This window comes from Shewanella abyssi (assembly GCF_023284025.1).
GTDB lineage: Bacteria > Pseudomonadota > Gammaproteobacteria > Enterobacterales > Shewanellaceae > Shewanella > Shewanella abyssi.
In genome coordinates, this window is sequence record NZ_JAKIKR010000003.1 from 89,293 (window position 1) to 112,155 (window position 22,863).

At 43.8% G+C, this 22,863-nt stretch carries 15 protein-coding genes; 10 read left to right on the forward strand and 5 right to left on the reverse strand.

What is annotated here, in order from left to right; translation table 11 throughout:
- Positions 1–222: 222 nt before the first annotated feature.
- Positions 223–1,851, forward strand: a complete 1,629-nt coding sequence (gene pfaD, locus L2755_RS02635) for an eicosapentaenoate synthase subunit PfaD (RefSeq protein WP_248979202.1) — start codon at positions 223–225, stop codon at positions 1,849–1,851.
- Between the two features lie 451 nt (positions 1,852–2,302).
- On the opposite strand, the gene L2755_RS02640 is transcribed toward pfaD, so the two are convergent.
- On the reverse strand, positions 2,303–3,106 hold the full coding sequence (locus L2755_RS02640) for a hypothetical protein (RefSeq protein WP_248979203.1): 804 nt from the start codon (positions 3,104–3,106) through the stop codon (positions 2,303–2,305).
- Between the two features lie 528 nt (positions 3,107–3,634).
- On the opposite strand from L2755_RS02640, the gene L2755_RS02645 reads away from it, so the two are divergent.
- The 5 genes from L2755_RS02645 to L2755_RS02665 all read left to right on the forward strand — a co-directional run bounded on the left by L2755_RS02645 (position 3,635) and on the right by L2755_RS02665 (position 6,810).
- Positions 3,635–4,042: a hypothetical protein gene (locus L2755_RS02645; protein WP_248979204.1), complete on the forward strand. Its 408-nt coding sequence runs from the start codon at positions 3,635–3,637 to the stop codon at positions 4,040–4,042.
- A gap of 43 nt (positions 4,043–4,085) precedes the next feature.
- The gene (locus tag L2755_RS02650; RefSeq protein WP_248979205.1) at positions 4,086–4,472 is read left to right on the forward strand and encodes a tautomerase family protein; all 387 of its coding nucleotides are present in this window, start codon (positions 4,086–4,088) and stop codon (positions 4,470–4,472) included.
- 368 nt (positions 4,473–4,840) lie between these two features.
- Positions 4,841–5,419 (forward strand): GNAT family N-acetyltransferase, encoded by a 579-nt coding sequence (locus L2755_RS02655; RefSeq protein ID WP_248979206.1) that lies wholly within the window; start codon positions 4,841–4,843, stop codon positions 5,417–5,419.
- Positions 5,420–5,657: 238 nt separating this feature from the next.
- Positions 5,658–6,080 (forward strand): hypothetical protein, encoded by a 423-nt coding sequence (locus L2755_RS02660; RefSeq protein WP_248979207.1) that lies wholly within the window; start codon positions 5,658–5,660, stop codon positions 6,078–6,080.
- Between the two features lie 133 nt (positions 6,081–6,213).
- Positions 6,214–6,810 carry a helix-turn-helix transcriptional regulator gene (locus L2755_RS02665; protein WP_248979208.1) on the forward strand — a complete coding sequence of 199 codons (597 nt, stop codon included), beginning with the start codon at positions 6,214–6,216 and terminating at the stop codon, positions 6,808–6,810.
- 84 nt (positions 6,811–6,894) lie between these two features.
- Here L2755_RS02665 and L2755_RS02670 read toward each other — a convergent pair whose 3' ends face one another.
- A complete protein-coding gene (locus tag L2755_RS02670) occupies positions 6,895–12,660 on the reverse strand; it encodes an InlB B-repeat-containing protein (protein WP_248979209.1) in 5,766 nt (1,921 codons plus the stop codon).
- Between the two features lie 497 nt (positions 12,661–13,157).
- Here L2755_RS02670 and L2755_RS02675 point away from each other — a divergent pair, with 497 nt between their 5' ends.
- Positions 13,158–14,783, forward strand: a complete 1,626-nt coding sequence (locus tag L2755_RS02675) for a sensor domain-containing diguanylate cyclase (protein ID WP_248979210.1) — start codon at positions 13,158–13,160, stop codon at positions 14,781–14,783.
- A gap of 92 nt (positions 14,784–14,875) precedes the next feature.
- Here L2755_RS02675 and L2755_RS02680 read toward each other — a convergent pair whose 3' ends face one another.
- The 3 genes from L2755_RS02680 to L2755_RS02690 form a co-directional block, all read right to left on the reverse strand.
- On the reverse strand, positions 14,876–15,904 hold the full coding sequence (locus L2755_RS02680; RefSeq protein ID WP_248979211.1) for a lipid A deacylase LpxR family protein: 1,029 nt from the start codon (positions 15,902–15,904) through the stop codon (positions 14,876–14,878).
- Positions 15,905–16,051: 147 nt separating this feature from the next.
- Positions 16,052–16,552: a hypothetical protein gene (locus tag L2755_RS02685; RefSeq protein ID WP_248979212.1), complete on the reverse strand. Its 501-nt coding sequence runs from the start codon at positions 16,550–16,552 to the stop codon at positions 16,052–16,054.
- 642 nt (positions 16,553–17,194) lie between these two features.
- Entirely contained in the window at positions 17,195–19,489 is a 2,295-nt protein-coding gene (locus L2755_RS02690) for a penicillin acylase family protein (protein ID WP_248979213.1), read from the reverse strand.
- 167 nt (positions 19,490–19,656) lie between these two features.
- On the opposite strand from L2755_RS02690, the gene L2755_RS02695 reads away from it, so the two are divergent.
- The 3 genes from L2755_RS02695 (at position 19,657) to L2755_RS02705 (ending at position 22,862) form a co-directional block, all read left to right on the forward strand.
- Complete coding sequence (locus L2755_RS02695) at positions 19,657–19,908, forward strand: hypothetical protein (protein WP_248979214.1); 252 nt, start codon at positions 19,657–19,659, stop codon at positions 19,906–19,908.
- 128 nt (positions 19,909–20,036) lie between these two features.
- Positions 20,037–21,365, forward strand: coding sequence for a DEAD/DEAH box helicase (locus tag L2755_RS02700; RefSeq protein ID WP_248979215.1), 1,329 nt, complete (start codon positions 20,037–20,039; stop codon positions 21,363–21,365).
- 306 nt (positions 21,366–21,671) lie between these two features.
- A complete protein-coding gene (locus L2755_RS02705) occupies positions 21,672–22,862 on the forward strand; it encodes a tetratricopeptide repeat protein (protein WP_248979216.1) in 1,191 nt (396 codons plus the stop codon).
- The last annotated feature ends 1 nt before the right edge of the window (position 22,863 follow it).

The window sequence follows — 22,863 nt, forward strand, 5'->3', positions numbered from 1 at the left end:
CTAAAGGAGAGCGCTTTAGTCATTAAAAGAATTGAGTATTAATTAAGAGAGTAGCGATTAGAGCTACTTTAGGCTGTTTATAACCTGGTGCCGTGCAAGTTTCTGAAACATGGATGTTTCAGCAAAGTCCTCATGGATGAGTTGATGACGTCTTGCAAAGGCACGGTCATAAACAGTCTCACACTGAACTAAAAGAATAAATTATTAAGGGTCTTAAATATAATGAATCCTACCACAACAAACGAAATGCTATCTCCGTGGCCATGGGCAGTAAATGAGTCCAATATCAGCTTTGATGCCACCGTTATGGAACAACAGCTTAAAGATTTCAGCCGTGGCTGCTATGTGGTCAATCATAGTGATAAAGGCTTTGGCATTGCCCAAACTGCCGATCTAGTCTCCGAGCACGCGGCCAACAGCAACGCACTGCCTGTCGCAGCATTCACTCCTGCCCTTGGTACTGAGAGCCTAGGTGACAGCAATTTTCGTCGCGTACACGGCGTAAAGTATGCTTACTACGCTGGCGCAATGGCTAACGGTATCTCATCTGAAGAGTTAGTTATCGCACTTGGACAAGCAGGCATTCTATGCTCGTTTGGCGCAGCAGGTCTTATCCCTAGCCGTGTGGAAGCTGCAATCAACCGTATTCAGAAAGCACTGCCGAACGGCCCTTACATGTTTAACCTTATTCATAGCCCAAGTGAGCCAGCGTTAGAGCGTGGCAGCGTTGAGCTATTTTTAAAGCATAAAGTGCGCACCGTTGAAGCATCTGCCTTTTTAGGCCTGACACCACAAATCGTCTATTACCGTGCCGCAGGTCTTAGCCGAGATAGCCATGGCAATGTGGTTATCGCTAACAAGGTGATTGCCAAAGTCAGCCGTACTGAAGTGGCTGAAAAATTCATGATGCCAGCGCCAGCCAAAATGCTGCAAAAATTGGTCGATGATGGTTCAATCACTAGCGAACAGATGGAACTGGCACTCACAGTGCCTATGTCTGATGACATCACAGCTGAAGCGGACTCAGGCGGTCATACCGATAACCGTCCATTAGTGACCTTGTTACCGACTATTTTAGCGCTTAAAGAAGAGATCCAAGAGAAGTATCAGTACCCAACACCTATCCGTGTTGGCTGTGGCGGCGGCGTTGGTACTCCCGATGCGGCACTAGCGACCTTTAACATGGGCGCGGCTTACATTGTTACGGGTTCAGTCAACCAAGCTTGCGTAGAAGCGGGGGCAAGTGAGCACACCCGCAAGCTACTGGCAAACACTGAGATGGCCGATGTGACCATGGCCCCCGCTGCCGACATGTTCGAGATGGGCGTCAAGCTGCAGGTAGTTAAGCGTGGTACGCTTTTCCCTATGCGAGCCAACAAGCTGTATGAACTCTACACCCGTTATGACTCTATCGAAGCCATCCCCAAAGATGAGCGCGAGAAATTAGAGAAGCAAGTGTTCCGCTCATCTCTTGATGAGATCTGGGCTGGCACAGTCGCCCACTTTAACGAGCGTGACCCTAAACAAATTGAGCGCGCAGCAGGTAACCCTAAGCGTAAGATGGCACTCATCTTCCGCTGGTACCTGGGGCTTTCTAGCCGCTGGTCAAACTCTGGCGAAGTCGGCCGTGAAATGGATTATCAAATTTGGGCTGGTCCGGCACTCGGCGCATTCAACCAGTGGGCTAAAGGCAGTTACTTAGATAACTACCAGGACCGTAATGCCGTCGATGTAGCCAAGCACCTGATGTATGGCGCAGCGTATCTTAACCGCGTTAATAGCTTAACTTCACAGGGCGTTAAGTTACCGACTCAATTACTACGCTGGAAGCCAACACAAAGAATGGCTTAAGGGCAGTTTCGAGGAAAAACTGAGAGTCAGCCTTGAGCGATTTTTAGAAAAAGATAAGCTTTAAGTAAAAGCTAAGAAAAAGCCACCGAACACTGCTTATTTAACTAAGTGGTTCTGGTGGCTTTTTTGTGTGAGTTTGCATGAACTTGCCCTCATGTTATGCCGCTTATATGCCAGTGCCTTTGCAAGCCGCCGGCTCTTGACTTCAAAAAATAGACGTCCCTATAGGCTCTGCTAAATCATCCCTGATTTAGAAGCTTGCACGCCACAAGGCAGATAAGCTTCTAGAGGTGTGTAGAGTAATGGTTAGTACATAGATTTTACTTTTAGCGGACCGGGTTTGATATAGTTTGAATCTCGATAGGTGTTTTCACACTGAGTACAATTCCACTTCAACCCGCTCTTATTAGGTGATTTCAGCCTGACACAGGGGGGATTAGAAATTTCATATTTACTCACCTCCAATGTTTGTAATATATTTGCAGGGCTCACTGGGTATTTGGGGTTCATAGTCGTCGCCAAGCACCTCATATAACAACTTTTGAGCCATTAAAAATATCTCAAAGCGCTCTGGTGTATTTACATATTTATGCTGATACCCATTGAAACAATTCCCACTTCTAATATTCTGGCGGTTGCAAACACGTAAAGAAACAAGCTGGTCAGTAAGTAATGCCAACTCTTGAATAGAGGTTTCATCGATATCGACCCGTGCTATAGCAAATAACTTTCGATAAAGTTGTGCAGCCTGCAAGCCTAAATGGCGTAAGACAGGATCAGTGTGCTCCATTACCACAAATATTTCATAATCATCCCTGATACCGTTGAAATTAGAGTCAACACCATCAACAGCCAAGTTCGCACTCTTATAATCGATATCTGGCAGTTCATATCCAATTGCAGGATGAGAAAACTCCTCCCATTGATAGCCACCTCTATTCATTTCTGGTTTAGTAAACCCAAACTTTCTGACGAAATAGAATTTCTCTTGATGGCTCACCGCATTACCTAGAAAGTATAACTGGCCATAACGCCACTCATCTATGTTGGTCAGAGCTACTTGGCCCCACCGCCAAGAATTTTTAGCCGGTTCATGGTTAACACTTGGGAGTTTGGATACCCATAAGTGGTTGTGATACGCAACGACATCCCCCCTGCGGTACGACTGAGTGCTATCAAATCTTGGATATTCAACATAATCGAGAGCAAAAGCGAAAATAGGGAAAGTGAGCAGTAAAACCAATATCCTAATCATTGTAAATTCCTTTTACGTGAATGGTATAAGTCAATAATCATGAGACATTTTGATATTATCGACTACCAAATCGTCAAACAATTACTCGTCCTTGAGCTACACACTAAGCTTAGCTTCCACTGCATATCATGCGAGATATGAATTACCAAATCTGGGCTTCCCCAGCATTAGGCGCCTTCAACCAATGGGCTAAAGGCAGTTATTTAGATAACTCATTGTGAAAACAAGCAAGACCGTAATGCGGTTGATGTGGCCAAACACCTGATGTATGGCGCAGCGTACCTTAACCGCCACGCTGTATTTAATAATCATTAATATTAATCACTTAACATTTGCTCTTTGTTGATGTTAACTTGGTTAGTGATACTAGATAAATAGCAAAGGGCTCTTAAAGATGGTAAAAAAAGCAAGTTTAAATGCAAGCCAAGATCCTCTCTCAAACATAACGTCATCTGGTTAGTCATTGTGGCTAGAGCTTTTATAATCATTTCCATTTTGTTATCCCTATCAGTAGAGGCGGATCAATCAATGATTCACCAATTCAGCTATGAGTTACAACATAGCTCACCTCATCATGATGGTTCGCCGCTGCGCACTGTCGTGCTAGAAGATCTTAATAACGATGGCCAGAGCGAGGTGTTACTTTATAAAAATGAAATGGAAGAAGCAGCTATCGGCCTGTTCAATGTTGAGCTTTACGGTGCCTTTGTATGGGTTGATGTATATCAAAAGCAAGGTAGTGAATTTAAAATAGCTAACCCGTATTTCCAGAGTTTTTATCGTGGCAGAAAAACGTTATACCTGCATTGGCTCGATAGGATTGAACATCCTGAACGATTAAGCGCTGATAGCCAACTGCTGATTAAGCACAACAAGCAAGGATTTACCAATCAGTTAAATCAGTATATTAGCCTCATTGAAGGCTACAAAAAGTAGTGCTTAGCCAGAGTCCACATCATTTCTTTAAGGTAGAATCCACATGATTGTCATATACGGCATTAAAGAAAATTTATCCCCTATAAAAGCTGAACTGTCGAATGCCATCCACCAATCCATGCAGACGATTTTAGGTATGCCTGAAGATAAGAGAGCGCATAGGTTTATACCATTGGATAAATCTGACTTCTATTATCCAAGTGGACGTTCAGATGCTTACATTGTTATCGAAATCAATATGATGGCAGGCCGAACGGTTGCTACTAAAAAAGCCCTGATAAAGTCACTGTTCAAACAAATAGAAGCGCAAGCCAACATCCTGCCAATCGATATTGAAATCACCATCAAAGAGCAACCTAAACATTGTTGGGGGTTCCGCGGCATAACAGGTGATGAAGCTAATAACTTGGCATATAAAGTGAATGTTTAGACTGCGATTTAAGTTTAGGTTTAGACCGTAATATAAACCAATACCGCACAAGAGTATTTACGTAACTTTAAGGGTGAATATACTGGATCACTGCTATCTGCTTTGTGTGCAAGTAAGATACAGGGTAGTTTTCTTGAACTTGGGACAGGTACTGGGCTGTGCACCTCATAGATGTTGCTGGGAATGTGTAAAGCCTCAACACTCACAACAATCGACAACGAAGCCAGTTTGGTTGATGTAGCAAAACGCCATTTAGCGGAAGACCCCTAGGGTTGAATTCATCGTCACGATAAAAAGATAATCGGTATTGGTTGCCCTAATTAATAATTAGTAACTAATAGCTAGTACTTATTTTAGTCTGGAGAGTCATGTTTACATTGGAAGTAGAAAAAGGCTTGGTACTTGCGCTTGTTGAGCAATCATTTTCTCAAAGGTATTTTGAAATTGTATCCAAGGAGAAAGCGCTCTTGAGCCAGTGGCTATCTTGGCCGCCCCATGCTGACAGCGAGGATTTCTTTAGTCATTTTATCTCCAAGTCTCTGCTCGATTACGCTGAGGGAAAGTCATTAGTTTGCGCCATGGTTTATGAAGATAAAGTCGTCGGCAATGTGAGTCTTAACGCGATCAACCAGCCACTTAAAAAGGCTGAGATAGGCTACTGGCTCAGCGCTGAATACCAAGGTAAAGGCATCGTCAGTAAATCCGTCAGCAAGCTAATCAATATTGCCTTTACCGACCTAGGATTAGAGAAAATTGAAATTATGGCTGCAACAGAAAATAGTGCCAGCCGAAGAGTGGCTGAACGCCTAGGTTTTAACTTAGAGGGCGTGAGCACCCAAGCTGAAAATCTAAATGGTCGATTTTATGATCACGCTGTATATGGGCTGAACTCTTCCACATTAATTACCTCCTGGCTCAGCAGTAACAAGGAACAGGTTATGCTATAGAGTCGACACTTGTTGTGCTCAGTTTTGCTAAAACCACATTAAACCTAGTGGCGGTTCATGCGCTGGTTGAACGTGACAACAAAGCCTCTATAAAAATCATAGGCATAGCTAGATTTAAGTTTATTGAGCCCAACGTATTTAGCGTATTTAGCGGCTTTAACATCGATATTTATCGTATCAACTTGTAGTAGATAGAAGTAATGCGCTTTTAAACTAAACAATATAAAGGTAGGGCCAAATGGAATTCACTCAATCTCGCTTTCAATATTTTTTTGCTCATTTTTATGGCATGACCGTTAGTGTTATTGTCTACTGGGTTGTCGTCGCCATCATGATTTATCTCTTCCCAGCAGAATACGAATGGTTTGACTCCTACTTCATACTGTCAGCAGCCGCTGGGGGGATTCATTATTTGGTAGCAATATATCGACAAGGGTACAAGGTTATAAAGCTCACAGAAAATGAGTTTATCTATCAAGATAACAAAAATATTCAACAATTTTCTTGGGACGATTTTGAAGGCTACAAGGTCTCTAGAATGATCCCCTATGACATCATTATTAAAAATAAGAAATACGGTAAAACTAAGTTTAGTTATTTTACATTTTCACTTACACAAAGAAGACAAATCCTCTCGCTGCTACAAAGTAAGTGTAAGTAAAAAATCACTCGAATGCAGTTATGTATACAAGTCATAGGCTTGTCGCACAACTGTCATACTGATAACGTATACAAACAGGCGATTCCTCCGCATATTGACTGTGAAATTCAAGTTAATTACCAGGAATCGAAAAATGGACATGCAAGTAAATTACAACCTTATAAAAGAGCAAAGACAGAATAGAGCGTGGAGCCAATCTCACTTGGAAAATGTCTCAGGGCTTAGCCTAAGAACAATCCAGCGAATTGAAAAAACAGGCACTGCATCTTTGGAGTCCGTAAAGTCAATAGCCTCTGTTTTTGAAATGAAAATAGTGGATTTTCAGCCTCCGGTAAACAAAGCTCTACCGTCAATCAAGGCAAAAGTAGCGGCATTGTTAGCCGCTACCTCAATGATATTAGCAGCGTTTATCGTCATACCCGCATCTGCACAACCGGTTATGATCGACTTCATATTTGCAGAAAATAGTACCGAGTTATCGAATGTAAAAATACTGAGCGAAGATCAAACAGAAAGCGAAATTATTATTGCTAACCAGCTAAAGATCGTTCTCACCTCAAAAGTAGCGAGTAAGGATACCGTCGATATCGCAATAAACTTGTATGACTTATCCAGCGGCAAAGAAGTTCTCATTCACTCGCCAAAATTCACCACTAAGCATCTACAGACTGCTGAAATCCGTTTCGATGATTATGCTTTATTTTTAACCCCTGAGATCTCCACACCGTAATTCACAGACTCTAAACCAGTTAACCTGAAAGTAAAAAGCCAATAGCTGTCAGCTTATTGGCTTTGTTAAAGGCGAATACTCTAGCTAAAAACGAAACGTTGCGCCAATGCTGAACTCAGCGATCTCATAGGGTAAATTGTAATATCTCACCCGAGCCGTGGCAGCCCATTGTGGGCTAAACTGATAACTGGTTTGCAAACTTGCATACCAATCGGTGCCGTCATTGCGACTGCGCAATACCTCATCACCAGAGCGACTACTAATATCGCTACGCCAGTACAATACCCCAGCTTCGGCTTGAATATCCCAGTCAGCCTTTGACAGCAATCGATACCGAGCCCCTGCCATTGCTCCTTCTGGAAATAGCGGCGTCACATTAGCCACTTCTTCATGATAGGCTTCTGTATCTAGGGTATCCCCCGTTATATGAGCCCCTCCTTCACCAAAGTCGACATAACCTAGTGTCAACTGCCAGTCAGCACTCAATAAGTAAGCCATTTCAGCACTCCAACTGGTACTGCTTTTATCAATGTAGCTCACTTCACCGTTACTAACGTCCTTTTGTAAGTCATTGGTTGATACATCAACCTTGCTATGACCAACTAATAAACTGACTTGGAAGTCCTCTGCCTGAGTGGTAAAGGTACAGCTAACTCCCAGTAAGGTGAGGATGACTAGCTTAAGGCTCATTGTTGTTTGCTTTATTTTTTTGCGTCCATAACGCCCAGCATCAGACGGAAATGCAGCCACTTTTTTGCATAGTAGTAAGGCTAATAACAATAGGGTATATATCCCCAAACTACCGCCACTACTTTTATTAATAACCTCAACCTTTTGATAAGCTTTGACTGTCACATTCACTACGCCATTAGCAGTAAAACCTTCACCATCACTAATGGTATAACTAATAACATCAACACCGTCAAAACCACTCTTAGGCAAATAAGTTATTGTATTATCGTCATTAACAACGACTTGGCCTTGGTCTGCACTGGCAGCTATGACAGACAAGGGATCACCGTCAATATCCGTATCATTGAGCAATACATCGATAACGAGACTCGTTCTATCATCTGTTTCTGCAATATCAGCATTTGCAATAGGAGCTTGATTTACCATTATTGCTAGTACTCCAGGATCACGAATCGCGCTATTTGCCAAGCCATCATCATCGTTTGGTCCGCCATCCTCGATAGTTAAACGTACACAACCATGACCTTCTGTCAGCCCTGTTGTCCAGTCGTCTGACGATACACCAGGACATTGACCAAGGGCATCACGTGGGGCGCTACTAATACTGTTCTTATTGTCCACTACAAAGTCTTGCCACTGTTGCTGAATGTATTTCCGCCATACGGCATCAGCGGGGATAGTGACTCCGTCAAGTAGCGGAATCGCAATGGGTACCGACTCCCCTGGGCGCTCTAGCCCTAACACATCAAAGTTCACAACTAATCCCTGCTGACTAAAACCTGTATCTGCCAATGTCTGCTCTGTAAGTGCTAGGCCGAACTGGCCCGTGCGCCAAGACTGCTCTTCGCTCAAAACTCCCAGACTTAACTGATACAGATTTGGAACTTCTGCATATATCATCTGAGAGCCTGACACCTGACATTGGCCGACTCGATTATCGATATCAACATCAGGACAAAGGGGCAAGCGGTTCGGAGTGGCTGAAAAACTATTTTCTGAATCAGGGATCCCACTCAATCCAGCACCTTCACAACTTTCAACGGGGCAATCCTCAATGACGTGTAACGCCAGCTCATACTGCCCAACCTGGCCAGTAGAGGTTTCTGCGTCAATGGTGATAATGTAACGCCCCAATGCTAACAGCGAAGGATCAAAGCTGGCAGTTTCCCCCATTGCTTGCAAAATGATGTTCGAAGACGACCAACTGTAACTAGCCTCTGTACCATTGAGCTCCATGACAGAGAGAACGACTGAGCCGCCAGTTTGGCTGACCACTTTAGTTTCAGTACTATTTTGAGTCGCTTTAACCGTTAATGACAAAGCTGGAGCTTGTTGCTGCACAATCAATTTATGTACTGCTGGGCTGCCAAGCAAGGCATTACTAATATCGCTCTGCTGCAGGCTAATTTGTGCCTCGGAGGCTAAAGTCGTTACAGTATAACGACGTAGCAATTGATCATCCGCTGTAAGCTCTACTTTTTGTAACGTTGAACTGACCCCCTCTTTTATTACGGTCGAAGTCACTGGATATTCAATAGGCTCATCGCTCAACCAAACTCGAATCGACGTCTCTGTATCCTGCTGTGTCGGCTGCTGGCTAGATGTAAAGGCCAGATAGGGTAGTACATCAAAGGTCACAGACACCAGTTCGCCAGACACCGAGTCAACAAACTCAAAAGTATAACGGCCAGTACGGCGAGCGCTGAACAGATAGCTTGCATCACCTTGTTCCGTTAACAGCTCATCGATGTCGGACATCGTCAGCTCAGACATGATCCCAGAGCGTAGGATGCTGCCGCTGACGAGACTCTTGTCACCCGCTCCATTGATAAAGCTGAAACGGCTTACATCATTGCTAGCCAATGCAGCATCAGACTCCTTATCGACATCAGTAGTCGGGTAAACATTCACAGCGACTACGCAGTTTTCTTTCACCACAGCAGTCACAACTTGGCTACCAGAGCGAGCTGCGCCGCAGGATCCCGAGAACAGGACGATGTCATCAACATTGACTAAGCTAAGTTCAAATATAGCTGCACTTCCATAACTCACTTGCTGAGTCGATGGGCTAATTGTCGCCTCACCCTCAACCGTAGCAGTGACGGCCAACATCACTTGCTCATAGACAGCTTTAACAAGTAAATTCTGTGCTGGCATCGTCGCCGGAATTTCAGGGCTCCAATCGCTAAAGCTGTAACCTTCCCAAGTTGGAGCTGCGGGAGCGTTAATGGCTGTGCCAAACTCCGCGGTAATCGCCGTTACTGGCGAGCCTTCGCCGCTGTCAAAACTCAGGGTGTAACTATTGACTGACCACTGGGCGGTTAATGTGCTATCGCTCGCAGGCATAGTGCCTGGGATAACCGGGCTCCAACCAGCAAAGCTGTAACCTTCCCAAGTTGGAGCTGCGGGAGCATCAATGGCGGCGCCAAACTCAGCGGTGATCGCCGTTACTGGCGAGCCTTCGCCGCTGTCAAAACTCAAGGTGTAACTATTGACTGACCACTGGGCGGTTAATGTGCTATCGCTCGCAGGCATAGAGCCTGGGATAACCGGGCTCCAACCGCCAAAGCTGTATCCTTCCCAAGTTGGATCCGCTGGAGCATTAATGACTTCCCCAAACTCAGCGCTGATCGCCGTTACTGGCGAGCCTTCGCCGCTGTCAAAACTCAAGGTGTAACTATTGACTGACCACTGGGCGGTTAATGTGCTATCGCTCGCAGGCATAGAGTCTGGGATAACCGGGCTCCAACCGGCAAAACTGTAACCTGTTCGAGTTGGATCCGCTGGAGCATTAATGTCCTCCCCAAACACTGTGGTGATCGCCGTTACTGGCGAGCCTTCGCCGCTATCAAAGCTCAGCGTGTAACTATTGACTGACCACTGGGCGGTTAATGTGCTATTGGCCGCAGGCATAGTGCCTGGGATAACCGGGCTCCAACCGCCAAAGCTGTAACCTGTTCGAGTTGGATCCGCTGGAGCATTAATGTCCTCCCCAAACACTGTGGTGATCGCCGTTACTGGCGAGCCTTCGCCGCTGTCAAAACTCAAGGTGTAACTATTGACTGACCACTGGGCGGTTAATGTGCTATCGCTCGCAGGCATAGAGTCTGGGATAACCGGGCTCCAACCAGCAAAGCTGTAACCTTCCCAAGTTGGAGCTACTGGAGCATTAATGGCTGTGCCAAACTCCGCGGTAATCGCCGTTACTGGCGAGCCTTCGCCGCTATCAAAGCTCAGGGTGTAACTATTGACTGACCACTGGGCGGTTAATGTGCTATCGCTCGCAGGCATAGTGCCTGGGATAACCGGGCTCCAACCCGTAAAGGCATAACCACTGCGAGTCGGACTCGCTGGAGCACTAACGACCGCTGCAAAACTGTAACTGATATCAGCAATCAACGAACCTCCGGCGCTATAAAAACTGAGGACATAGCTATTAATACTGTATTGAGCAGTAACGGTTTTGTTTGCTGTAACATCATCAAACTCCACATCCCAGCCTATAAAACCGTAGCCAAGTCTCACGGGGGCATTTGGTGCTATCGCTGCACCGTTAAGGGCTATTAGCTGGGAACTAAGTACAGCGCTATCCCAATCAACGAAGGTCACATTGAAGCCATTAGGCTTTTGTACTGTAATATCAATAATAACGCTAGCACTGATATTTTCGCCATCCGAGACCTCAATCCCAACCAGTCTAGTTGAAGAGTTTCCCGGTGCCAGCGAGCTATCAGCCCCCGCCTGATACGTCAGACTTCTTAGTACTGTCTGGTAATCCGCTAGCGGCGCACTGCCTGTTAAGCTGAGTACGCCCGTTGCTGCATCATAGTTTGTTGCAATACTGGGTAGGCCTTGCACTGCTAGCACATCGGTATCAATAAAACCTTCGCTAATGGACACTGTCCCATAAGCTAGCTCTAAGCTATCAGAATCAACAACTTCCAGCTGACTATCTAAGAGAATCGCTGGGCCAGAAACTTGCGCTATAGCGCTGCTAGTGACAAGTTTTACTGCAGGGGTAGGCAAAGAAAAAACGAATAAACTGTGAGAATTCTGACTGGTAACATAGAGGTGGCGATTCAATGGGTCCGTGGCCATACCTGAAGGAGCGACTAAAGGTATTTCATCGCTATTGGTAATAACGGTATCAACAGTTAACAGTCCAGTTATTGCATCACGAGAGAATGATGTGATGGAGTCTGAAGATATTGCACTCGCTATCACGTAGCGCCCATCGGGGCTAATCGCGAGGCTGCGAGCACCTGAGATAGAGTCTACCCCATCAAGACCGTTGGTCACTTTACCGATGTAAGTGAGCTCACCCGTCACGCTGTCTATATCCAAGATGACAATTGAAGATGCACCTTGTCCACTCACATACAGGTGTTTTCCATCTGGCGTTATTTTTACTGAAGAGGCATTTGTTAGGCCCTCAAAACCATCCACGCCATCGACATAGCCAGCTTGCATGCTGAGTTCGCCAGTGAGCTCATCTTGCTTGAACAAGGATACCGCGTGGTCTTTTGTTGAGGTCACATAGAGATATTGGCCATCAGCACTGGTAGCGATATTTTTGATTGGGCTCTGGGTGGGATTAAAAAACTGCCCTAAATGATCAGCATCAACATTATCGATATAATCCTCGATTAATGTCAGCGCACTGGTCTCGGGATCACGTGAAAAAACCACTAGACCACTCGGGGCGCCACCGACACCATAAACATATTTCCCATTAGGGCTGACACTAACCGAGACAAAACCTGCGGTCGTTGTACCTGCAAGTGAATTAACAAAAGTCAACGAGCCATCGACTTGATCTCGAGAGAAAGCATGGACTTCACCACCGGGTGATGCAACATAGACACTGTTATTATCGGGACTGACATCAACACTAAAAGCAAACTCAATGTCGTTGGTGGTGCTGCTATAGGTCAACTCTCCTGTGTTAGCATTACGAGCAAACACAGAGACAGCTGCAGAGGAATGAGATGCGGTATAGACAAATTTCCCATCTGGGCTGACGGTCACATCACTGATCCCATTTAAGCCCTGAATATCATCGACACCCTCTTTGAGTTCTTCAATATAAACCAGTGAATCAGCACCTGCATATGCAGAGTTTACAAATAGACTGGCAAAAAATGATAATAAAACCAAGACAGCCTTCAGCCAAAATCTCAAATCCCTTTGATATAAAAATCCCACAAAAACCTCCATGTATCGCAATATCCTACAAACAAAAAAGACTAACCAAGCAAAGTAAACAACTGGCCAGACCCATTAACATAACGCTGACATCTCAAGGCTAGCACAACCACCAAAAAACGCCTGCAAAATTAACAACCTCACTAAAAATCCAACAGGTTAACGATTAAACACGCTCAGTCATTGCTGAGTATCAATATTATAATGTTGTTAAACCCCTAACCATTGCTGGCGGCTTTTATCCGCCAAAGACTCTGCACTATCACATAAACATCACCACTGATAAACATCACTTAACACCTCTGTTCATCAGCCTGATAACGCGCCCTACAATTACTTTGACTCCGTAACTTAAGACAAACGAATTATCTAGCCACTGCTACAATTAAATAAAACAATCGCCAGTACAGTGCATTAAAAGTACTAGCAACATAGGCATCTAATAACAATTGAAAGCACTAAGCTTCAATCAACTTCAAGTTCGGGTATTTGCACTCATAGTGGTGGTGTTCACTTCGGTTGTTTTTAGTTATCGTGTTTGGGTTCAAATACCGCAGCTTGAACACACCATGATAAAGCTATCTGAACGAGAGACCAGTAGCCTAATTTTTGGTCTCGAACGCATGAATAAACCGATGATTACGCTTAACTATGATTATGCGGTGTGGAATGAAACCTATGAGTTTGTACTACAACCAAGCTCCGCCCATAGTCAGCAATACTTGCATGAAAACTTTCTCAATGACACATTCGTTCGATTAGAAATAGACGCTGTGTTTATATTCGATTCTCAATCTACTCTCTTATATTCAAAAGGCTATCACCATAAAACTCAACAAGAACTCCGATTCGATTTATATCGCTTCGACAAGTATCCTGAAAATAAAATATTAACCGCTACCCCCTATAACGGCACTAAGGTGATGCCTAAAACGGGTGTTATCTCTACCCTATCTGGAGCCGCATTTTATAGCTCAACCCCCATACTCGTTTCTGATAAGAGTCTACCCTCCAATGGCTTTTTAGTATTTATTCGACTTATTGACCAAGAGTTTATCGACGAAATATCTCTCTTCACTGCAACGCCCGTGACTATGGAACCTATTGACAGCAAAAGTGAAATAGAGGGAATTAAAGATTTAGATGCCGAAATAAAACTAACCAAGATAGTGCCATTCAGCCAAAGAATCATAAGAAATACCAAGGGGGAGCCGTCGATCAAAGTCACCGTGTATCATTCCAATAGCAAACCGCCTTCAATATGGGGAATGGGTCTGCTGAGCCTTGTTTTTGCGATGATTGTCCTATTAGTCACCGTTTACCTTCTGCTCGCTGGGTTTATTATTCGCCCAGTGCAACGTCTGGCAAAAAATGTCAAAGCGATGGATAAAAGGCAGCGATATAAGCAACTTCCTAAAAACTACATTATCGCTGAGCTAAGAAATATATCTTTTCATTTCAATGCACTTATGCTCACAGTGCAGAGACAAAACACGTTGTTGAGCCAGCAAGTCTATGTTGATGAATTAACCCAAATTGCTAACCGCCGTGCGTTTGAATTGCATCTAGAAAGTCAGGTTCAGTTATTAAGGCGGCAAAATATTGGCTTCACTTTGATCTTGGCGGATATAGATTATTTTAAACAATATAACGATACATTAGGTCACGTAAAGGGTGATGAAACGTTGAAAGCGGTGGCGACTTTATTGGAGCAACATTTTAAACGTGCAGAGGATATGTGCGCACGCTTTGGCGGTGAAGAGTTTATTATGATCTACAGTGATATTCCCTTCGCAGCACTTGAGCGTAAGCTGTTAGAAATATTAGATTCACTGCAAACCTTAGCCTTGCCTCACCCTAGCTCTGATGTGGCTGATCATGTCAGCGTGAGCTTTGGTGTCTGCCAAGTTTTCCCTATACCAACAGCCTCCGACAATGCTGACAGCTGCATCACAGGAAAACAGATCACTGAAATGGCTGATAAGGCGCTTTACCAAGCAAAAGAAAATGGAAGAAATCAATATTATAAAGTCACGATTACAGCCAATGAACTCCCTCTCACAAATGAAGACTGAATAATGTTAGCGGCATAAATATGAGTATGCCCAGCCTCTGTTATGCTTTAATTTAGTAAAAAGATAATCCCTCTGGCAATTCAAAAGAAAGACTAATAATGATAACTAATACTAGCAGCACCATAGTTAGTGTCTGAGATTTGCCCCTCATGTTGCTGACTGCCACGAAGTGTTGAAAATAGAATGCCCCAACTGCCCCAACGCATCGCAAACCCCATGCTCAGCTGGCCTTGTTCATGAATAAGCTCGACTGAGTGACTATCTTTAAAGGTGTTGCCATCAATAGAGATGTCATTGAATACGTAGCTACCGTAAGCTGACATATAGAACATCCAATTAAACCCTCTATCAGACATATAGCCGTAGGGATTGGCGCTATGGGATGCCGTAGGGTTGATGCTGGCGTAGGTTTCATCAAGTCCGCTACCGACTCTAAAGGTTAATCCAAAGCCTGCGTCGCTGCGCAAGTTACCAATACCCGCCTGACTATAGAAACTCAGATCAGCTGCAATTTGGTCCGATAACGTTAGCTGAGCGAAACGACGTAAATATTCGGACTCAATGCGAAATACAGCTTCGTTTTCTAGTTGATGCTCCCAGCCTTGTGGATTTTTTGCATCAATAACACCATGAATGAGACTTTGTGTTTGCTCAGCTAAAGAAGCCGGGCCAACGACACCGACATCAAGCATTAAGCTGGTGGCAATGTTATTATCGAACTGGCGTAATTTAACCTGCCAAAGTAACACGCCAGCGTACGGCCTATCATCAAGGATTAATTGGTCCGTTTCTAGATCAGATGGGGTAAACATTCCCTGAACGATGGCATAACTGAGAGTGTAGTTGCCTTTACCCCCCTGATTAATATAGGTCCAATCGCTACTCCATCGCACCCAATCTGGCATATCAATATCTTCAAAACTGGCGATTGGCGCCTTTCCCCACGCATAACCCACACCGTTACTGTAGCCGTCGTCGGTTGGTTCACGCACACCGAAAGCATCATTTTCAAAAATGAACTGCCCCCAACTATTTTGCCGCAGAGGAGCTTCTTCAGCGATAGTGACATAAGTAACAAAGGAGAGTATGAGAACAAATAATGGACGAATAATTTTTAGCACGTTATTGATAAGTTTGATAAAGACATAAAAGCTATTATAGGTGACGATTTATGAAGAGAGAAACGAATAAACAGCATACCATGTTGTTGCTCTCAAAAAACGATTGAAAGTTGATATCATCGCAACAACATCATCAAGTTACCCCGCTTAAATACGAGTCAACTTGTCCTCTTTCTTAAATCGAATACCTTCATGAGCGAGTTCAACATCAATCTCACAATCAAGTTGTGACTGATCCAGTTTTTCACAGCGATTGAGTGTCAATCTGTACTGTTCATTTCTCAATGCTGAAAGTACTTCGTCGCAAGCGAATGATTTTTGGTTTATCTCTTTAAAACACAAGCCTTGCTTACTGACTTTCTCTCCGTCTTTACCAATGAGGTAGTCCCAGTCATCTCCCCATGATTTGATCCTCATGGTGTACTGTTCGTTTTCGGTAAAAATGGTCAATTCAGGCGCAATTTTAACACCAAAATCCATCTCATTGATGGCATAGATACCAATATCACAGGCAACTGACTCTTGTTGTGTATATTCACTATAACGGGTTGACTCAGCTGCGAGAGCTATTTCAAAAGTCAGGTCCTTTTGACATGCAGTTAAGCTGAGTAGCCCTAAGGCCACGGCAATATATTTAACCGTAATCATTGAGTAATTATTCGCAAGTGTAATTATTTGTATCAGATGTTAACAAATAAAAAGCGCTATGTTTAGTGCTAAACATAACGGGCACAAAAACAGAATAAGATATAACATAACGGAATATAAGCGAATTCAGCATAATTATGCAATTGAGGCTTTATGTAGCACCATATATGCCATTATCGCACAAATAATCAGCATTTTATTTTGATTTTTTAATGCTATTAAATTTATCTGACTCCATTGATGACCGCAGAAACAAAAAAGATATACCCATTCTACTCGAATAGGCTCGTTTCAGAGGCTTTGTGCGAGTTCAATTCTAGGCGCGTTAACGTAGAAATGGTTATTCCCTTTTAAGTGAGTGCAACAACGAAGTGGGCTTGCACAACGCCTTCGCTGATGGGTATGCTTTTTATATTAAGAATGGGCTTTACTCTGTGTTATTGATTTTACCAAGAGAGCAACCATTAGTTGCAATCAATGCAAGCACTAGCGATGGTGTGAACGTCAGTTATGCAGTAGCAATAACTGACCTTGATTCAAGCCCATTAAACTCCCACTGAATCCTGCATCTTCAGGTAGGATGGGTATATACACCGATGTGCCTATTTTTGTTCCATCATTGAAATGTCACTAACCTTTAACTCACTTTGGACTGATCTCTATTCGGTGTAGTAGTTTGCTTGGCAATAGAGGTGTATGTTGCTGCGTGGCGTACTCGGTAAAGCCAACACGGTAAAAGTTTGATAATGGGTGGCCTGATTGACCACCAGGAATCGCTAATACTCCATTGGCTTCATCACCGGGCTGAACGATAAATCGCTGAGAGGCTCCAAATGAAGCTCCTTGGACAGCGGGCATATAGCTATCGCCAAAACCAGTAACCGTAGGCATATCGAGTAATCTACTTAATATCGGGATTTGCTTGGAAAATGGATGTTGGATCTTGAGCTGATTAACACGCCCCCACGCTAAGTCATCCATATTGCCGTTTTTACTATGTTTAGCCAACAGTTGCAGCTTGCTCTGTTGATACATATTGATCATATATGCTGACCAGTTTGAGAATTCTGTCGATAACCAAGATGTTGGTTGAGCATCGATTAATTGCCACATTGCAGGCTCTAGATAGCGTTTCACTGGCGATAAACTCTGAGACAACAGCGCCAACTGAGTTTCAAGCGGAGCGAAGGTGTTATCAATAAGCTGCTGCCTATATTGTCTTACTAAAGTGTATCCAACAGAGTCACTACAAGCGCAGGCTTGCCAACTATTTAAATAGGCAATATCTTTAGCAAAACGCTTTGGCTGAGTATTTAACAGCGTGATTAACTGTTGCTGCCAAGGTAGCAAGAATCGTGCTTCATTATCTAATTGTAATTGATAAAAATCATCGACCGTAAAGTCATTACCGGCAAAGAGTCGGTCTCGAATTTGAGTACTACGGGCACCCAAAGCATAACCGCCATCACCTAACGCTTTATGTTGCTTGGTTGAAACCACACGCGAGTTGCCTGACCATAATCGATTGGTGTCAGGGTTAATAACTTCAGGTAAATCATTTTGGTCAATAAGCCAGTTATCGGCTTGGTAGTCCGATTCTGCGATTGCTACGTCACTTGGATTGGTTCGTGATGGGAAAGCTCCTGCAGGCTTCCAAGCTGCATTACCGGCGGTATCCACTAACATCATATTTTGCACCGGTATGCCGATATTGCTGGCAATGGCAATGCCTTGTTGCACATTTTTAATGCTATCAAGCTCGACTAATGACATATCAACAGCGTAATCCTGATGTCCCACCCAGGAGAGTGCATAGCGCTTCGATAAAGTACCCTTTACAGGCCCAAATTTAGACATCAGAATTTTATAGTCAACTGATGAATTCGGCAACATTATCTCTTCATTCTCAACGGTCAGCGCAGTATTATCACTAATTTCAATCCAATCAGCGGTATCAATATAGGCATTAGTAAACCCCCATGCCACATGGCCATTACTGCCCACCACAATTGCCGGAGCACCTGGCAGTGACACTCCAGTAATACTGACATCGTCACCATTATGTTGATAATTAAGCTGAGCGCGGTACCAAATGATAGGCACAGCAAAAGACAGATGCATGTCATCAGATAACATGGCATTGCCATTCTTAGTTAGTTCACCCGTTACGGCCCAGTTGTTACTGCCGATATCCAGTGGTTCGGCTATCTCTTTTGGTACTGCCTGACTGATATATAATGGTGACAGCTGAGGGATAGATGGCGGCGTCAAGCTGATTAGACTGCCATCTAATGGCGCCTGATATTGACTAGGTTGCAGGATGAAAGCGACCATCTCATCGCCAAATATCGACTGTATGTAAGTGAGGGTCAAGTCTCGCTTAATGGTGTTACCCTGCAGATCTAGATACATACTGTAGATAACCAGTAAACTATCAGCGGGCACCCATGGACGTGGCTTTGCGCCAGTCACAAGATATTCAAAAGCATTAACCGATTGAGCCGCAATGGCATCATTCACCCCTCGCGCATAAGTTTGTAGGCTCTTTAGGTGCGCCTTGGGCAGGGTTGTTAAAATATTATTGGCGCGCTTTCTTAACTGATGAAAACGGCGACTCTTATCCAACTCAAGTGCTTTTTCACCAAAGATTTCAGCTAGCTCTCCCGCAGAGTTACGCCTTAACAGATCCATTTGAAAAAATCGGTCTTGCCCATGGGCATAACCTAAGCCGTATGCCGCGTCTTGTCGATTACTGGCAGTCACCACCGCAGTGCCTAAACGGTCTCTTTCAATAGTGACATTATCGCTGACAGCATCACTGTCTATGGCAGCATCGAGCTTTGGCAAGCTCATAAACAGCAATAGGTAAACGCCTACGGCTGCGATGAATATGATAGAGAGCAAAGCAACGGTTGTTATTTTTATTATTTTTTTCATTACGATCCTGTAGTAATAACGCTCCGATACACCATCATAAACTGGGTTGCAGAATTGTTAAACACTCATTTGAAATTAGTTTGAGCCCCTATAAAAACGAATAAATAGCTGCGTTTATCATTCTATGTGGCAAAATCACTTGCAAGGTTAATCAGCAAAGATGGCGAATGGCAAAACCAAATAAGAAAGGACCAACACAAACCGTTGAAATATTCTGCGCTAAGTGTCGAGAGTTACTTTATAAATACCGAAAGGGTGGCAAAGGCGCACTAATAAAATGCTTTAAAGAACGTATTGTGGCCGACTATACAAACGTCCCCTGCACATGCCCTAAATGCGGCCAAGTTTTTGCCCGAGATACCTTAGTCCGTGGCGCCCCTGCCTATAAATTCGTTGGCGGTAAGGTCACCATGAAATAGTGACCTTTTTGAGATAACAATATCACCCGAGAGTAGCGACATACTGTTATAATCTAAGCTGGCGACCGTGATAACACACCGCCTTTAACCGCAATAGCAACATCACCAACTGATAACTGAGACTCACCATGCCGTTTTCAAAGCTTGGATTAAGCAATCCAATCGTTACCGCTGTAACTGAACAAGGTTACACCACCCCAACCCCAATCCAAGCTAAGAGTATTCCGGTGATCTTAAGTGGCCGAAATCTAATGGCCGCAGCCCAAACGGGTACTGGTAAAACAGCCAGCTTTGTACTGCCTATTTTGCAATTACTCAGTCAATCGGAAACTCAGCGTAAAAAACGTATTAGGGCGTTAATTCTAACCCCTACCCGTGAGCTAGCAGTGCAGGTTGAATCCAATATAACTCAGTACGGAAAACACTTAAACCTGACTTCGATGGCGATGTATGGCGGCGTAGACGCCGAGCCACAGCGTCAAGGCTTGCTAGAGGGCGTAGACATACTCGTTGCGACTCCCGGTCGATTACTGGATATGTATACCCAGCGAGCAATTCATTTTGATGAGCTAGAAATTTTGGTTCTCGATGAAGCCGATAGAATGCTCGATATGGGCTTTATCGAAGATATCGATAAGATCATGGACAAGTTGCCTACAGACAGACAAAGCCTACTGTTTTCGGCGACCTTGTCACATCAAGTTAAAGCACTGGCCAAAACCACGGTCGATAGACCCGTTGAAATTTCGGTTATCGCCAATACAGATTCCAAACCAAAAATTGAGCAATGGCTAACCACAGTAGATAAAGATAAGAAGTCCGCCCTGTTAAGCCACTTAATTAAAGAAAACGGTTGGCAGCAAGCACTGATCTTTATCGAAACCAAGCAAGGCGCTGCGAAGCTCGTTAGCCAACTCGAAAAACGCGACATTGCCGCCGAATGTATCCACGGTGGCAGAAGCCAAGAGGTTCGAGAGAAGATATTGGCTGACTTTAAAAGCGGCAAAATTGGCTTATTGGTCGCCACTGGCGTAGCAGCCCGTGGCCTAGATATCGATGAATTACCCTTGGTGATTAACTATGACTTGCCCTACCCAGCCGATGATTATATTCATCGTATTGGACGTACAGGCCGAGCGGGTGCCAATGGCGAAGCGGTATCTCTGGTTTCAAAAGATGACTTCAAAAACTTATGCATGATTGAAAGTCGACTTGGTCAGCTCATCGAGCGCAGAGAGATTGACGGCTTTGCGCCTCGCAAAGAGGTGCCAGTGTCAGTATTGAACTTCAAGCCTAAGTTCAAAACAATGACGGAAAACAACAAAGATAGCATCAAGCGCGAACCTAAACGCAGCGCAAGTAAAGCGCCAGCAAAAAAACGCACTGACCAACATGATTCAAAGAGCAAAACCAGTAATAACGCTAATAAGTTACCGCTGAACCCTTGGAATACTTAAGATTTCCTTTTGGATAGTTAACTTCCAACAGCTTAACTATCCTGCTCTACTTTACATAAAACACCGGTGACGATTTTTACGACTCTTGAGGAATATCACCGAACATGACTGACTACACTCGGGATGAGTTGCGCTCAAATTAGATAGTTTGAATTAAACTTGGCATTAATACGGTGGCTTTTAATGATTTAAGCTAAGAGACATATAAATCAAATTGCATTACATTAGATTAAAGCTGTTTAATTAAAACGATATACTCAATAACTTACTATCTAGACACAGCGATAAAATCAATAAAAGGCATTTATGATTGTAAATCAAGCACCACTAAAAAAGCGTAAGCTAGGAATTCCACTCTTGGTGGCTACTTTAGTGATAGCTGCAGTTTTAAGCTTCGTTTTTTATCCCAGCAATAAGCAAGTGGCTTTAGATAAAGGCGCCATAATTGTACTGCCTGTAAAAATCGAATTAGATACAGCAACCCCTCTTTGGCAGCAATACGCCCATCAAGAAAGTATTATTGCTCAACTGTATAATTCCAATTCATTTCCTGTTCTGCAAGTTGAAGATGTCATTAGCTTTTTACTGCAAAACTCCAGTTATATTGAAGATACGCGCCCACTACGGGTTAGCAAGTTACTCACCTTTTCTGGGGCATCTTTAGTGGTGGGATCCGTTATTACTAAAAATGATAACCGCTACCAACTAGCATACAATTTTTACGGCCCGAGCCAGCAACAAAGTGGCAGCATGCAAGCCGAGGATATTGAATCCTTATATATTGATTTAGCTAAGCTTATTAATAACAGAACCCAATCTAAGGGCAACGTTAATAATATTAATAGTCGCAGCTATTTTGACAATCCATTGCTAATCTTGGCTTTAAAACAGCTGCAATACCGTGAAGCTACCGCTGCCAGTGAAACACTGAAACGGTTATTAATATCTGACGCTGACAATTTTCTCGCCCAAAGACAATGGGCTGAAATGCTACTCAAACAGCAACAATTTGTAGATGCAGAAAAAGTACTATCTACTGCGCTAACTCAAGCTGAACTCGCAGGCAACCGCCGCGAGTCCGCTCGGTTAGGACTCACATTAGCAAAAAGCTATATTGAGCAGGGTGAATTAGTCCGCGCGCTACCCATTTTATCTCAAAGCCGTAGCAATGCAGCAAATTCACAAGACTGGCTCTACCTGGCTTATGTTGCTGCCTGGGCTGGCAATGTTAACGAGCGGCTGGGCCGCTATGCAGCCGCCAACCAGCAATACCAGCTGTCTGTCGATTATCATCAAATGGTCGGTTATCAACCAGGCCAAGTCCTTGGCTTAAATAACTTGGCAGAACTGGCGATACTAGAGCATAACTACTCGAAAGCTTATAAAAACATTCAGCGTTCAGTGGCGATTGTGACTCAAAAAGACCTTGTAGATCTAAAGCCTGAAACCATGGCGTTACTGACTAAAGTTGAGAATAAACTACAAGGTACTCGCTAAC

What these genes read in the sequence shown, in the direction of transcription:
- pfaD (WP_248979202.1), top strand. Translation starts at nt 223, where the DNA reads ATGAATCCTACCACAACAAACGAAATGCTATCTCCGTGGCCATGGGCA.
- L2755_RS02640 (WP_248979203.1), bottom strand. Translation starts at nt 3,106, where the DNA reads ATGATTAGGATATTGGTTTTACTGCTCACTTTCCCTATTTTCGCTTTT.
- L2755_RS02645 (WP_248979204.1), top strand. Translation starts at nt 3,635, where the DNA reads ATGATTCACCAATTCAGCTATGAGTTACAACATAGCTCACCTCATCAT.
- L2755_RS02650 (WP_248979205.1), top strand. Translation starts at nt 4,086, where the DNA reads ATGATTGTCATATACGGCATTAAAGAAAATTTATCCCCTATAAAAGCT.
- L2755_RS02655 (WP_248979206.1), top strand. Translation starts at nt 4,841, where the DNA reads ATGTTTACATTGGAAGTAGAAAAAGGCTTGGTACTTGCGCTTGTTGAG.
- L2755_RS02660 (WP_248979207.1), top strand. Translation starts at nt 5,658, where the DNA reads ATGGAATTCACTCAATCTCGCTTTCAATATTTTTTTGCTCATTTTTAT.
- L2755_RS02665 (WP_248979208.1), top strand. Translation starts at nt 6,214, where the DNA reads ATGGACATGCAAGTAAATTACAACCTTATAAAAGAGCAAAGACAGAAT.
- L2755_RS02685 (WP_248979212.1), bottom strand. Translation starts at nt 16,552, where the DNA reads ATGATTACGGTTAAATATATTGCCGTGGCCTTAGGGCTACTCAGCTTA.
- L2755_RS02690 (WP_248979213.1), bottom strand. Translation starts at nt 19,489, where the DNA reads ATGAAAAAAATAATAAAAATAACAACCGTTGCTTTGCTCTCTATCATA.
- L2755_RS02695 (WP_248979214.1), top strand. Translation starts at nt 19,657, where the DNA reads ATGGCAAAACCAAATAAGAAAGGACCAACACAAACCGTTGAAATATTC.
- L2755_RS02700 (WP_248979215.1), top strand. Translation starts at nt 20,037, where the DNA reads ATGCCGTTTTCAAAGCTTGGATTAAGCAATCCAATCGTTACCGCTGTA.
- L2755_RS02705 (WP_248979216.1), top strand. Translation starts at nt 21,672, where the DNA reads ATGATTGTAAATCAAGCACCACTAAAAAAGCGTAAGCTAGGAATTCCA.